A 13,091-nucleotide genomic window follows, 5' to 3' on the forward strand; every position below is an offset into this window, starting at 1 on the left:
TTTTTGAAAAACAGTCATCAAACTTTCAAAAAAGTGCAATTTTTTAATATAATTTTGTTCTTTATACGATAAATTTACCCAAAGTCTCGATTAAACGGCTGGCTCTTTCTCTCAAATTTACAGATGCTTCTTTTAATTCTTTTACTGCACCCAGCTGGGAATCTGCACTCTCATATACTTTAACGGAACATTCTGCCGTTTCCCCGGACACTTCGGAAATGCCTTCTATTGCTTCTAATGTCTCAGAACGGGAGCTATCCATTTCCGATACATTATTGCTGATTGTATCCAATGCAATTAACAAAGAGGCTACCTGCGTATCTATCTGCCGGAAGGACTGCGTCGTCTCTTCTACTGCACCACTTTGTGTAGAAACTATTTCTTCTGCTTTTCGTGCAATTTCTGCCACTTCTCCGGTCTTTTCCACGATTTCTGCTACAATATCCGATATCTGTCCTGCTGATACCAGACACTGATCCGATAATTTACGGATTTCTTCTGCAACTACTGCAAATCCTTTTCCTGCCTCCTGGGCACGGGCTGCTTCAATAAATGCATTCAGGGATAACAGGTTGGTCTGCTCTGCAATCTGGTTAATTGCTGCGACAATCTCATTAATTGCTCTGGAACGTTCTTCCAATTCCTCAATTGCATCAATTACGCTGCGGGTTATCTCTACCGTAGATTCCGCACTGCTGGTCAGTCCCTGTACCGATTGTATGCCAGATTCAATCGTTGTTCCTGCAGAAGATGTAAGATTACTTATTTCCTGTGCATGCAGACTTACATCTGCTATTTTACCAGATAATGCATCCATCTGTGTCAGACAGTTTTCTGCTCCATTGTCAAGTTTATTTACTCCTGTTTCTATACATTCCACTGCCTCCTGTATGTTCTGAGAGGTCTTTAAGAAAGTGCCGGACGCTTCATTGACATAACCTGCTGCTTCATTTAACTGGTTACTCACTTCATTGACATGGACAATCAGTTCCTTTACATGTTCTACGGTATGATTGATTCCTTCACACAAAAGCCCGAATTCATCCTGTTTTCTCGTAGTCAGATGTATCGTCAGGTCTCCGTCTGCTACTTTACGCAGTTTGCGGAGAATATAATGTATCGTTCCGGACATATTCTGCGCAATCATTACGCCAAGTATAAGTGCAACAACGGCAAAACAGATGGAAAGAATTACCGTCAATGTCCGGATCTGTGCTGCTTCTGCCATAATATTCTCTTCCGGCACCAAGGCACATAAAAGTGCATCTTTTTCCGGAATCCGGCTGCTTAGGAAAAGATACTTCTTTCCATTTATCTCTGTCATTGTACTAAATGTCTCATCCTCTGTAGAAAGTGCCTCCTTATAAAATCCGGTGTCATATATCATGGTACTATCCGGAATATTGTCTTCCTGTCCATAAAATTCCTGTCCGTCACTGGTCACCAGCACCGTATAACCGCCGGTTCCCGGATTTAAGGATTCCATGACTTTCCGCAGATAGGAAGCGTCCATATCAATAAGAATTGCACCCTTTTGTGCATTATAATTTTTTACAAGACGGATGCTATAGGTACTGCTATCTAATCCAAGTACTTCATCCGCTTCTTTATCCTGCCCGAATATCAGCCAGTCAGTGGAATCTGCTGCCATTTTCTGTCCCTGTTGTGTTTCTACATATTCCGAATATCCGGCACTGTTTACCGGATTTGTATTATCGGAAATACTTTTTCCACCCTCTGCCAGAAAAACAATTCCACTGACTTTCTCGTCTACCACTGTCTTTGTATTTACTTCATCTGTAACCTTTTTCTTCTGGCTCTTTTCCTCTGAATCTGTATACATTCCGGAAATGTATTTCTGCATCTCTGTATCCGTAAGATACCGCTTGAATTCATCTTCCTCACTAGATACTGCAAGCCCGATGCACTGCTGCATCATATTTATGGTCTGCTCGACCGATTCTTTATACTTGCTTACAATTGCGTATGAAGATTTGTTATAGGAAACCAGCCCCAGTATAACGATTCCGGCTACCGGAACCAGAAATCCCAAAATCAGTTTCATCGCAATCGTCTTGTAAAAAGGCAGTTCCTTTTTTTCTTTCTGATCTCTTTTGTGCATACATAATCCTCCTTTTCTTCCCTTTTAAAGTCACCCTTTTCCCGACACTTTCTCCATTATCTGGTTGATATTATTTATCGTATCATTGACTTTTTATAAAAAATAGTCGAAAGCTTTTTAAAAAAGTGGATTATTTTCATATTACACAAAAATGGGACAATGGCTGCTCTCTGTCCATTGTCCCTTATATTGGTTTCCTGTTATTCTTCCTATTCTTTTAACAATGCCTGATAGACATCCCGCTTACTGATGCCGCGGTCCTTTGCCACCTGCTTCATGGCTTCCTTTCGTTCCATGCCGGAAGCCTCATAATGTGCCATATGTTCCTCGATGGAAAGGCTCTCCCAGGCTTCTCTTGCTTCCTGTTCCTTTGTCTCAAATGTCTTTCCGGAAATAACTAAAACGTACTCTCCTTTTGGTTCGTTGTCCTCATAGAATCTTATGACATCTTCGAATGTCGTTTTTGTCGCGTTCTCATATCGCTTGGTCAACTCCTTGCAAACCGTTAATTCACGGTTTCCAAGAACCTCATAAAGCTCCTTTAAGGTCTTGAGAAGGTGGTGTGGAGCTTCGTATACTATCATGGTTCGGCTCTCCTGAGCCAGTTCCTCCAAGACTCTGGCACGTTCTTTTTTATCTCTTGGAAGAAATGCCTCAAAGGCAAATCGTCTGGTGGGAAGTCCAGACATGGTCAATGCAGTAATGCAGGCTGCCGGTCCCGGAAGGGATGTTACTTCGATGCCATTTTCATAACAGATACGGACCAGTTCTTCTCCCGGATCAGAAATACCCGGTGTTCCAGCATCTGTTACCAGGGCAATATTTTTGCCTTCCTGTAATTTCTCTACCAGCTTGTATGCCTTTTCAATTTTGTTATATTCATGGTAGCTGGTCATCGGTGTCTTAATCTCAAAATGATTTAAGAGCTTAATGGAATTTCTCGTATCCTCTGCCGCGATTAAATCTACTTCCTTTAAGGTACGCAATACCCGGAATGTGATGTCCTCTAAATTTCCAATGGGTGTTGCACACAGATACAGTTTTCCTGCCATAATCTATCCTCTTTTATTTAAGTGGTATTATATATCTTCTTACTCCGCTTTCTTCGCATTTTCATAAATGCGCGGCAACATCTGATAGAGTATGATGCCTGCTGCCACAATACCAATGGAAATAAACTGGGAAGTAGAAAGGAATCCTACGCTTCCGCGGTAATCACTTCTTAAAAATTCCACACCAAATCTTCCGATTCCATAGAACATTAAATATAAGGATGCCACTCTGCCTTTTTTCGGCTTACGCTTTGCATAAGCAAGCAGCATCAGGCAAATCATGAAGTCTCCTGCAGATGAAATAAGCTGTGTCGGTATCAGCTTGACTCCATTTGGAGCATAGTCGGAATGAGTAAAGGTAATTCCAAACCAGCTGTCTGTTGCTTTTCCGTAACAACAGCCTGCAAAGAAACATCCGATTCTTCCAAAGCCCTGTGCCAGTGCTACTGCCGGCATAACAAGGTCAAAGTATTCGATGAAAGATACCTTCTTTATCCTGCAGTAAAGCCAGGATACTAAGATTCCTCCGATAATTCCTCCATATACTACATAACCGTTTTTAAAGTTCCAGAGAATGGATGGGTCTTTGATAATCTCCGGAATCTCTACAATATAATAAAGCAATCTGGTTCCCACCAGTCCGCCGATGATGGCACACCAGAAGATTCCATAAAGGATATCTCCGCTTTTTTCCATTTTCATCTTTTTCCCACGGTAATAACACATCGCATATGCGGCTAAAAATCCAAGTCCAATCATCAGTCCATACGTATGAAGTGTCAACGGTCCAATTGTTATCTCATTAAACATATGTCTTTCCTTTCTTTCATTACAAATCATAAATCTCATATATTTCATCGGTGTATACATTCGGTTCCTTGTATACAATCAGCGGCTTCTCCACCGTCATACGGGAACGCCCGCCTCTGCAGCCTTCGATAAGTACCATGTTCGGCTCCCGGTCTGCATATGGATATACCAGCCGCATCCGCTTTGGCTCGATGCGATGCTCATGCATACAACAGATGATTTCCGTCAGACGAAACGGACGGTGTACCATAAAAAAATGTCCCCCCGGCTTTAGTATTCTCGCACTCTCCCTCATAATATCCGTAAGATTGCACAATATTTCATGACGGGCAATTGCCTTTGCTTCCTCCGGATTCGTAAGACCGTGCTGTCCTATCATATAAGGCGGATTTGTGGTTATAATATCAAAAGAAGATGCCCCAAAGATCTTCGAGGCATCTTTTATATCTCCTGTTACGATATCGATTTTATCCGTCAATCCATTTAACGCAACACTTCGTCTTGCCATGTCGGCACTGTCCGGCTGAATCTCAAGCCCGGTAAAATGCTCTCCGGAAGTCTTTGCCTCTAATAGGATGGGAATCACTCCCGTTCCGGTTCCAAGGTCTAACACTCTCTGTTTCGGCTTTACCTTTACAAAAGCACTTAAGAGTACCGCATCCATTCCAAAGCAGAACTGCTTCGTATCCTGAATGATACGATAACCCTTGCGATTCAGCTCGTCCACACGCTCATCCGGTTTTAATTGAATCTCATTACTTGACGTCATTAATCTTAGACTTTCCTCCCTTATCCTCTAAGGCTTCCAGCTCTTTCATCTCTTCCGGAGAAAGTTTGATATTGTCTCTGCGTCTTCTTGGCTTGAACTTCAGCTCTTTTACCTTATATTCCCGAAGTTCTTTCTCATCATTTACTTCGATTAAGACCTTCACCAGCTGACGCAATACGTTAATGCTCTGTACTTCACCTTTACATCCATCAATTGTGGTAACGGTATCACCCACATTCGGAAGACGGCTGTTTAAATATTCGTATGTTTCAGCCTCATTTTTCAGACAGCACATCAGTCTGCCACATACACCGGAAATCTTAGTCGGATTTAAGGACAGGTTCTGCTCCTTTGCCATCTTAATGGATACCGGAGCAAAATCAGCCAGATAGGATTTACAGCATAATTCTCTTCCGCAGATTCCAATTCCGCCTAAAATCTTGGTCTCGTCTCTCACTCCAATCTGGCGCAGCTCAATTCTGGTACGGAATACTGCTGCCAGATCCTTTACCAGTTCACGGAAATCAATTCGTCCGTCTGCGGTAAAGTAAAACAGAAGCTTATTGTTATCAAAGGTATACTCTGCTTCTACCAGCTTCATTTCAAGCTTATGCTTTGCAATTTTCTCAAAACAGATTTTGTATGCTTCTTTTTCTTTCTCTTTATTTCTCTGCTCAGTCTTATCGTCCTCCGGTGTTGCCACGCGGATGACCGGCTTCAATGGCTGAACCACTGCTTTATCGTCTACCTCTTTCGGGGCAATCAGCACAGTTCCGTACTCTATGCCACGGGCAGTCTCCACGATAACATGGCTGCCTGCCGCCATCTTTGCTTTACCCGGGTCAAAATAATATATCTTTCCGGCTCTGCGGAATCTGACTCCAACTACTTTTGTCATTCTAATTCTCCTTTATTGTCAGCAGCAACAATTCCATCACAAGGTCAAAGTTGACATTTGCCGTAAGGCGCACCTTTGCCTTTTCCAACGCTTCTAATATTGCTTCAATTCCACTGTAGGAACTCTTGCTTGCCTGCTTCTTTATGTCATAGACTTCATCCTTAAATATCAGTCCATTTACATCTGTTGTTGCTTTATATAATAAAATGTCCCGAAACCAGATCATCATGATATCAAGATAATCGTTGATTTCCATTTTATATTCGTTAATCTGTTTGATGGCTTCCTTAAATTCATAAAGCTCAATCTCATGGATTCGCTTTAATAACTGCACGGCTGCAGCTTTCAGCTCCTGAAAATCATCCGAAGATGCCAACGCCATTGCCTTTCCCACATTTCCCTGGGCAAATGCCACACACACATCCGCCTGATAATCCGGCACTTTACAGTGCTCCATCAGATATTTTTTGATTTTATCATCGGAAACTACCTTAAGGTTCAATACCACACACCGGGAAAGAATCGTCGGTAAAAATGCATCCGCATTGGTAGTCAGCAGAATGATAACCGCATATGCCGGCGGCTCTTCGATGGTTTTTAACAGTGCATTCTGCGCCTGCTGGTTCATTTTCTCTGCTTCATCTACAATATAAATCTTATATCTGCTGCTGTATGGCTTCACATCTACATCATTTACAAGCTGGCTGCGGATATCTGCAACGGAAAGCGTATTCGGCTTCTCATGTGTGACATAAATGATGTCCGGCTGGTTGTGGTTCACTGCCTGCTTACAGGAGTGGCACTCCATGCAGGGCTCAATGCCGTGCTTCTCACACTGCAGGGTCTGGGCAAATGCCTCCGCCAGCATTTTCTTGCCGGATTTGTCCGGTCCGTTCAATATATATGCATGGGATATTTTATCCATTTTTATTGCATTCTGTAAATGCTCTATAATCTGTTCATGTCCAATGATTTCTGCAAATCCTGCCATGTGCGCTCCTTTCTCCTGAAGCTTCCTGCTGTCTTAGGCTGCCCTGTTTTTACGTGAAAATATCCAGCAATAAGCCTGCAATTTCCCCGATTTTATCCAATATGGTAATGTGGTCCGACTCATCCTTCACCAGCTCTTCTGCCAGTTCGTCTAAGTTCTTATCCACCAACTTGACGATTCCATAGACACGATGACGGCCTTTCCGGTCGAGAAAGTTCTCTCTGGAAAATTTATGGGAACGGGTTACGACTTCATTTAAGAAATCCTTCACCAGTCCGCGGTATTTCTTCATGTCCCGGATGTCCATATGCTGTGCAATAAGATTACCCTGCTTGGTAATGTCATCTAAGAGGCTGTTCAACCGCTGCTGAAGCTCCTGCTCTTCGATTGCACTGGTCAATGTAAATTTAAAGCTGCCGTCTCCGGTGTCTACCGGCGTGGTTCCGGTGGTCTGATTCACCGGTGCAGTGTCGTTTACTCTAATCTCCATTTTATCACCTATCCATTATATGATAGCACAAAAGCTGCAATTTCCTCTACTGTCTTTTGCAGATTATCATTCTCAAAATGTCTGGTAATTCCTGCCTTTTCCAATGCTTCTTCTGCAAAATCCGCATCATCTGCAAGAAATCTCCTGCAAAGCTCTGTATACTTTGGCTTATCCTGCATCCGCTCCCGGTCCAATGCCCGCTGCAGGCGTAAACCATCTTCTACTTCTATATATATCGGTACGATTGCGTCTTTTCCATAATAGGCACAAAGCTGTGTATACACGGCAAGGGTGCCAATTAGAAGATAACTGTGCTCCGACAGATTGACCTGCCCGTCTGCAATTGTGGCATAGCGCCAGATTCCGTATATAGTATCATATGCGCGCTGCTCTATGACTTTTCCTTCTTTTTCGAGCTTCAAAAGCCTTTGTTCATCAATAAAATGATACTCTACGCCCTCCGCCTCGCCGGCACGGATCGGCCGGGTAGTATATGGTACAATCGTCTGAAGCTGCAACGCTTTCTCATCCCGCAGCATCTTATATATGGTATCTTTTCCTGTTGAGCTCTTGCCCATCAGGCAGAAAATCTTTCCCATGTGTAAATCTCCTGTTTCTACGGTTTTGCCGTCTGTTTTCTAGTATAAAATAATTTTCAGGAAATGACAACTTTTATCTTTCCGTCCTCAGTCACGCCATGAATACGAAATGCATTCTCCCGGCAGGTTTTTATCACTGCCACCGCCTCTTTGGAAATCTCTTCTCCCGGCACCAACATCGGGATACCCGGCGGATAAAGATAGACAAATGCTCCTGCCGTCTTGCCAACACTTTCCTTCATCCCCATTTCCGCTGTCTTTGCATCCAGCGCTTCTGCAATGGATATGCGGACCGTCCGCTTTGCATAGGCTTCGGTCAGAAACTGCGGCGTTATTGTTCTTCTTGCTACGGCTTCTTTTTTATCAATTTCTTCCAGTGCCGCATACAGCCGGTCAAAACCTTCCTCGCTGTCAAAAATACTGGTCATTGCCAGCGCATAATCTCCCTGACACATCTCTAACTGCAAATGGTATTTCTCCCTGAGCAGCTGATACAGCTCTTCCCCGGAAAGTCCGGCTTTCGTGGCACGGAGTACCAGCTTCGACGGGTCTTTGGCAAAGCCTTCTGTCTCTTTTAAATCCACTTCTCCCATGACTTCCACATTAGAAAAATGGGATGCTTTTTCATAAAAGTCTTTCAGATGCTTCTCATATGCATCAAAATACTTCTCTTTCTCTTCCGTCAGCAGACGCACACATTCATCTATACTGGCCAAGAATAAGTAGGATGGAGAACTGGTTTCATAGATATTTAAGAACCACTCCAACCGTTCCTTCTTTATATAAGAAGAATTCCAATGCAGAATTGCAGTCTGTGTAGGTGCCGGAAGCGTCTTATGCAGGCTCTGGATTACCACATCTGCTCCCAGCGTAATAGCTGATTTTGGGAAATACGGATGAAAGCCAAGATGCGCACCATGAGCTTCGTCCACAATCAGCGGAATCCCATGCTGATGGGCAATTTCTGCTATTTTTTCTATATCTGATACGATTCCATCATAGGTTGGTGATGTAAGAAACACAGCCTCAATACTTTCATCCGCTTCTAATGCAGCTTCTACCTGCTCCGGCAGTATTCCACCCTGTATCCCGAATTCTGTAAAGACCGGATAGAGATATGTCACCTGTAACTCTCTTAAATATGCTGCATGATATGCTGCCTTATGGCTGTTTCGTGCCATCAGAAGATGTCCCTTTTTCGGTAATGCGGCACTGAGTGCTGCTAAAATACCGCAGGTACTTCCATTTACCAGAAAGAAAGAACTCTTTGCGCCCCATAATGCGGCTGCCCGCTCCTCGGCTTCCTTTATGATTCCTTCTGCGGCATGTAGATTATCAAATCCATCTATTTCTGTAATGTCATATGTATAAGGATTGATGTCACAATCCAGTCTCCGCTTATGTCCCGGCATATGAAGGGGATACATATCAGAGGATGCCAATTTACATAATTCGTCTTTTATATATGTCATGGTTCACCTGGTCTGTTATTATGGTTTCATACTCTTTGAATAATGGCTGATTTTCTAATTGATATACCTATTTCTATAGTACGGCTTGAAAGGGGAAAAGACAAGGGATTTTTCCCGCCAGAAACGACTTTCGGGTGACCGCTTTGAAAGCAGCCACCCGAATCTATATGATAACTTTACACAACTCAAATTTTTTATCGATACTCCTTACTGGGTAGTTTACCACTTTTTTCCAACACAAACTTTACGCTTTTGTTGTTGGTTTTCGTTGGTTTGTATTGTTTTTTGTTGTTTTAAAGGGGTTTTTGAGATATAATAAGCTTAATTTTAAAGATGCCTTGTGAAATGTTATTTTATTGAAACGATATATGAGTAAATCAGGAGGACTTATACATGGAAAAAACGCTCCACATTTTATTGATCGAAGATGATATGGACACCTGCAATCGTATTTCAAACTATATTGCATCCAAAGATAATATGGATTTAGCCGGCGTCACCAATAATTCTTATGTTGGCATTCAATATGTACAGAATACGCTTCCTGACGCTGTTATTCTTGATCTGGAATTGCATCATGGCGGCGGAAACGGACTGTTTTTCCTCTCTGACTTAAATAAACTGGGCTTAGAGAAAAAGCCTTATATTCTTGTTACCACTTACAACTCCAGCAAAATCACACTGGAATCTGCCCGAAGACTTGGTGCTGATTTTATTATCGGCAAATATGAAGATTCGTATTCTCCGGAATCTGCTGTTGATTTTCTCGAACAGCTTCTTCCTATGATTGAAATGACAGAATCCACATCCAATACTTCTTATATGAAAGATAATCAAAAAGATTTAGAGCAGGGACTTATCCGCAGAATCCACCGGGAACTGGAGCTCATTGGTATCAGTCCAAAGGTTGTTGGTTACAAATATCTGACCGATGCCATTATGATAACAATTGATGGACCGACCACAAACATTTCCCAGATTCTTGGTAACAAGTATAAGAAGAGTAATTCCAGTGTGGAACGTGCCATGCAGAATGCCATTAACCGCGCATGGAATTCCAATGACACCGAAACTCTTCTTAACTGCTACACTGCCCACATTAATCCTGACCGCGGAATGCCTACCATTAAGGAGTTCATTTACTTTTACGCGGAAAAGATTACGGATGGACGTTAATGTTTGATAAACTGCTTGATAAAATCTAATAACCAATCCATTTCTATTCCTCCTTTTCAAAAATGTAAGGAGATTATAGAAAAATTCGGAACATTTCTTAGGTTTAAAATCGGGTTGGTTTTTATATGATTTTTAATACATTTATATGAGGTATTGTATGATTCAAAATATAATTCGTTGGTTCTTTGACCTTTTATGTTGCTACTATTTATATTTTAAATTATTAAATTTTAAACTTTCGCAAAAGAAATATGCTATTCTTCTTTCTTTTATATTCATTGGTGAAGCTTTCCTATTTAATTTTATCAATGCATGTCTGCCTCTATTTGCAATCCCTGTCTTTGTCCTTTTAAATGCTTTTATACTTACTTTGGTAACTAAGATACAGCTTACATTAAGTCTGCTATCCTTTACCATTTCTCTTAGTGTAAATTTCATTTTTCTTGCAATTTCAGGTGTTCTTATAGGATTCGCACTATTACCCTTCTTTTATGGAAATTACAACCTGCCATATGCTCTGATTCAAATTTCAGGTGGACTTCTTGAATTGCTCTTAATATTCCTTCTTTTCAAAATCAAAAGGCTCCGCCGTGGCATGCCATTTCTCTATCAAATCGGCTCTTCTGCCACAGGTTTTATCTTAAGCTGTTTTATTCTGCTCATTGTTACCATAATCAGCTTTTATGATTCAATTCCTGACATGCAGTTCCTCTTTCTCCTCATTGCCCTTTTCCTGATTGGACTTCTGCTTTATTGCTGGTGGCGGTTCCGGATTACCCGTGACTACCGGGAGAAGCTGCGGCAGGCGGAGCTTAAGGCTTTACAAAATGAACTCATTGAGAAAGATAACCGCATCCGGAAATTAGAGGAAAATAATGATGCCCTGGCTAAGATTATTCATAAAGATAACAAGCTGATTCCGGCAATGGAACTTGCTGTCTGCGAATATTTAGAAGCTGGAACCACAGACGGTGATACCAGAAAGAAGGGCGAACAGCTTGCCAGCGGGTTAAAGACCATGGCACAGGATCGGAAAGGTACGCTGAACTCCTACCGCCATGATGAACACGCTCTTCCGGTGACCGGGGTCTGTGTTTTAGATGCGCTTTTTACCTATATGCAGCAGCGTGCCCTGGCACAAAATATCAACTTTTCCATGCATATCACAGGCAATATTGTAAAAATGACGGAAGATATCATTTCCGGGGAAGACCTTTCCCACCTTCTGGCGGATTTGCTGGAAAATGCCATGATTGCCATTGGTGATAATGAGGTGCGCAGTCTTTCTGTCTGCCTTTGCCATGACGAAGATACTTCCACCCTGGAGATTTCTGACAGTGGGAATGCCTTTGATGTGCAGCTCTTTGAGGACTTTGGTCAGACCCGGCACACCACCCACAAGGACAGTGGCGGCAGCGGAATCGGTCTTATGGACATCTGGAAAATAAAGAAACAGTACCGTGCATCCCGGCACATCATCGAATATGCACCGGGAACTTCCACATTTACAAAAAAAATTTCCCTGGTCTTTGACCGGAAAAATCACTATCTGATTCAGACCTACCGCCGTAATGAAATTGAACGGGTACATATGCGAAATGATATGTTTGTTTTACAGTCAGACTGATTTATGTTATGATGGAAGAACTTTTGAGAAGGTAAAATGTTACATGAGGTAAATGTTATGAGTCATGCACTGGTTATACTATGTGGTGGGAAAAGTACAAGAATTGGAACGGACAAGGCTTTGCTCCCTTTTGGGGACTGCTGCCTGATTGAATATCTGGTCCGGAAATTTCAGCCGGATTTTCCGAAAATCTACCTTTCTGTCCAGCAGAAAAATGATTATGCGCATCTGAATCTTCCGGTGACAACCATTGGAGACATCTATGGAAATGCCGGTCCGCTGTCCGGTATCTTCAGCGCACTTTCCATGATTTCTGAGGAACGTGCCTTCTTCATTTCCGTAGATACACCTTTTGTAGAACCGGCACTGGGGCTTTACCTGCTGTCACAGCCACAGGAGCATCCTATCTGGGCGATTGAGCGCGCCAATGACCAGTTGGAGACTCTTTCCGCAGTCTATTCTAAAAGCTGCATTCCGCAGGTGGGAAAAGCCATGCTCTTTCACCAATATTCCTTTAACCGGCTTCATGAGAAATGCAATGCCGGCTATATCCCGGAAAACGAGCTGGCAAATATATGTCCGGTTCCACTGAATGAACAATTTTTTAACATCAATACCCGCACCCATTATTATCATGCCTTAAAGCTGCTTTCCGAACGGGGAGAGCTTTTTGATGAAGACAGCAATCTGGAGCTTCCGGCAACAGGCAATATTGCTTCTTTTATTCCCGTGGTATCGCTGGTGGGGGATTCCATTATTGATAAAAAGACCTTCTGCATCCAGCTATTGGAGGCATTAAAAAAAGATGGCATTAAGGCTGCCATCTTTGATTCAGAAAAAGATTTTTCCAATATTACAAATGTAGACCTCATCCTCACCTGCGATTTAGAAGATGAAGACTGCTTTAAAATCGAGCTTTTGAGCAGTGAGTTAAATGAGACTCCGCTGCATCCCCTTTCCGGTCTTGTTGCCATCGCCAGTGATTTCGGTTACAAATGCGAAGAAGTTCCTTGCTTTGACTTCCGCAAGCCAAAGTCACTTCTTGGCTTCTTAAAGACGCTGATCCGCGACTATAGCCATTAAGT

Annotated in this window: 12 protein-coding genes; 3 read left to right on the forward strand and 9 right to left on the reverse strand. The window is 42.4% G+C overall.

Going from position 1 to position 13,091, the window contains the following annotated elements; all coding sequences use genetic code 11:
• Positions 1 to 61: 61 nt before the first annotated feature.
• From DWX96_RS11690 to DWX96_RS11730, 9 genes are all read right to left on the reverse strand, one after another.
• On the reverse strand, positions 62 to 2,122 hold the full coding sequence (locus DWX96_RS11690; RefSeq protein ID WP_117842272.1) for a methyl-accepting chemotaxis protein: 2,061 nt from the start codon (positions 2,120 to 2,122) through the stop codon (positions 62 to 64).
• Positions 2,123 to 2,331: 209 nt separating this feature from the next.
• Positions 2,332 to 3,174 carry a 16S rRNA (cytidine(1402)-2'-O)-methyltransferase gene (rsmI, locus tag DWX96_RS11695; protein WP_118057521.1) on the reverse strand — a complete coding sequence of 281 codons (843 nt, stop codon included), beginning with the start codon at positions 3,172 to 3,174 and terminating at the stop codon, positions 2,332 to 2,334.
• 39 nt (positions 3,175 to 3,213) lie between these two features.
• On the reverse strand, positions 3,214 to 3,984 hold the full coding sequence (locus DWX96_RS11700; RefSeq protein ID WP_118057582.1) for a prolipoprotein diacylglyceryl transferase: 771 nt from the start codon (positions 3,982 to 3,984) through the stop codon (positions 3,214 to 3,216).
• A gap of 19 nt (positions 3,985 to 4,003) precedes the next feature.
• A complete protein-coding gene (locus tag DWX96_RS11705; protein WP_118057520.1) occupies positions 4,004 to 4,753 on the reverse strand; it encodes a tRNA1(Val) (adenine(37)-N6)-methyltransferase in 750 nt (249 codons plus the stop codon).
• Positions 4,740 to 5,651: a PSP1 domain-containing protein gene (locus DWX96_RS11710; RefSeq protein WP_117842275.1), complete on the reverse strand. Its 912-nt coding sequence runs from the start codon at positions 5,649 to 5,651 to the stop codon at positions 4,740 to 4,742. The genes DWX96_RS11705 and DWX96_RS11710 overlap by 14 nt, the downstream gene beginning before the upstream one ends.
• Position 5,652: 1 nt before the next feature.
• Positions 5,653 to 6,642, reverse strand: a complete 990-nt coding sequence (locus DWX96_RS11715; RefSeq protein ID WP_117697941.1) for a DNA polymerase III subunit — start codon at positions 6,640 to 6,642, stop codon at positions 5,653 to 5,655.
• A 49-nt stretch (positions 6,643 to 6,691) separates the two neighbouring features.
• The gene (locus tag DWX96_RS11720) at positions 6,692 to 7,132 is read right to left on the reverse strand and encodes a YaaR family protein (RefSeq protein WP_022244281.1); all 441 of its coding nucleotides are present in this window, start codon (positions 7,130 to 7,132) and stop codon (positions 6,692 to 6,694) included.
• 8 nt (positions 7,133 to 7,140) lie between these two features.
• Positions 7,141 to 7,731 (reverse strand): guanylate kinase, encoded by a 591-nt coding sequence (locus DWX96_RS11725; RefSeq protein ID WP_117842276.1) that lies wholly within the window; start codon positions 7,729 to 7,731, stop codon positions 7,141 to 7,143.
• Positions 7,732 to 7,787: 56 nt separating this feature from the next.
• A complete protein-coding gene (locus DWX96_RS11730) occupies positions 7,788 to 9,203 on the reverse strand; it encodes an aminotransferase class I/II-fold pyridoxal phosphate-dependent enzyme (RefSeq protein ID WP_118057519.1) in 1,416 nt (471 codons plus the stop codon).
• Positions 9,204 to 9,596: 393 nt separating this feature from the next.
• On the opposite strand from DWX96_RS11730, the gene DWX96_RS11735 reads away from it, so the two are divergent.
• The 3 genes from DWX96_RS11735 to mobA all read left to right on the forward strand — a co-directional run bounded on the left by DWX96_RS11735 (position 9,597) and on the right by mobA (position 13,089).
• Positions 9,597 to 10,379 (forward strand): sporulation initiation factor Spo0A C-terminal domain-containing protein, encoded by a 783-nt coding sequence (locus DWX96_RS11735; RefSeq protein ID WP_117697945.1) that lies wholly within the window; start codon positions 9,597 to 9,599, stop codon positions 10,377 to 10,379.
• 595 nt (positions 10,380 to 10,974) lie between these two features.
• Positions 10,975 to 12,006 (forward strand): ATP-binding protein, encoded by a 1,032-nt coding sequence (locus DWX96_RS11740; protein WP_158564617.1) that lies wholly within the window; start codon positions 10,975 to 10,977, stop codon positions 12,004 to 12,006.
• 36 nt (positions 12,007 to 12,042) lie between these two features.
• Positions 12,043 to 13,089: a molybdenum cofactor guanylyltransferase gene (mobA, locus tag DWX96_RS11745; RefSeq protein WP_242986267.1), complete on the forward strand. Its 1,047-nt coding sequence runs from the start codon at positions 12,043 to 12,045 to the stop codon at positions 13,087 to 13,089.
• Positions 13,090 to 13,091 lie beyond the last annotated feature (2 nt).

This window comes from Roseburia sp. AF22-2LB (assembly GCF_003461125.1).
Lineage (GTDB): Bacteria > Bacillota > Clostridia > Lachnospirales > Lachnospiraceae > Roseburia_C > Roseburia_C amylophila.

Coding starts and splice junctions, on each gene's coding strand:
- rsmI (WP_118057521.1), bottom strand. CDS start 3,174: ATGGCAGGAAAACTGTATCTGTGTGCAACACCCATTGGAAATTTAGAG.
- DWX96_RS11735 (WP_117697945.1), top strand. CDS start 9,597: ATGGAAAAAACGCTCCACATTTTATTGATCGAAGATGATATGGACACC.
- DWX96_RS11715 (WP_117697941.1), bottom strand. CDS start 6,642: ATGGCAGGATTTGCAGAAATCATTGGACATGAACAGATTATAGAGCAT.
- DWX96_RS11690 (WP_117842272.1), bottom strand. CDS start 2,122: ATGCACAAAAGAGATCAGAAAGAAAAAAAGGAACTGCCTTTTTACAAG.
- DWX96_RS11700 (WP_118057582.1), bottom strand. CDS start 3,984: ATGTTTAATGAGATAACAATTGGACCGTTGACACTTCATACGTATGGA.
- DWX96_RS11710 (WP_117842275.1), bottom strand. CDS start 5,651: ATGACAAAAGTAGTTGGAGTCAGATTCCGCAGAGCCGGAAAGATATAT.
- DWX96_RS11730 (WP_118057519.1), bottom strand. CDS start 9,203: ATGACATATATAAAAGACGAATTATGTAAATTGGCATCCTCTGATATG.
- DWX96_RS11725 (WP_117842276.1), bottom strand. CDS start 7,731: ATGGGAAAGATTTTCTGCCTGATGGGCAAGAGCTCAACAGGAAAAGAT.
- DWX96_RS11720 (WP_022244281.1), bottom strand. CDS start 7,132: ATGGAGATTAGAGTAAACGACACTGCACCGGTGAATCAGACCACCGGA.
- mobA (WP_242986267.1), top strand. CDS start 12,043: ATGTTACATGAGGTAAATGTTATGAGTCATGCACTGGTTATACTATGT.
- DWX96_RS11740 (WP_158564617.1), top strand. CDS start 10,975: ATGCCATTTCTCTATCAAATCGGCTCTTCTGCCACAGGTTTTATCTTA.
- DWX96_RS11705 (WP_118057520.1), bottom strand. CDS start 4,753: ATGACGTCAAGTAATGAGATTCAATTAAAACCGGATGAGCGTGTGGAC.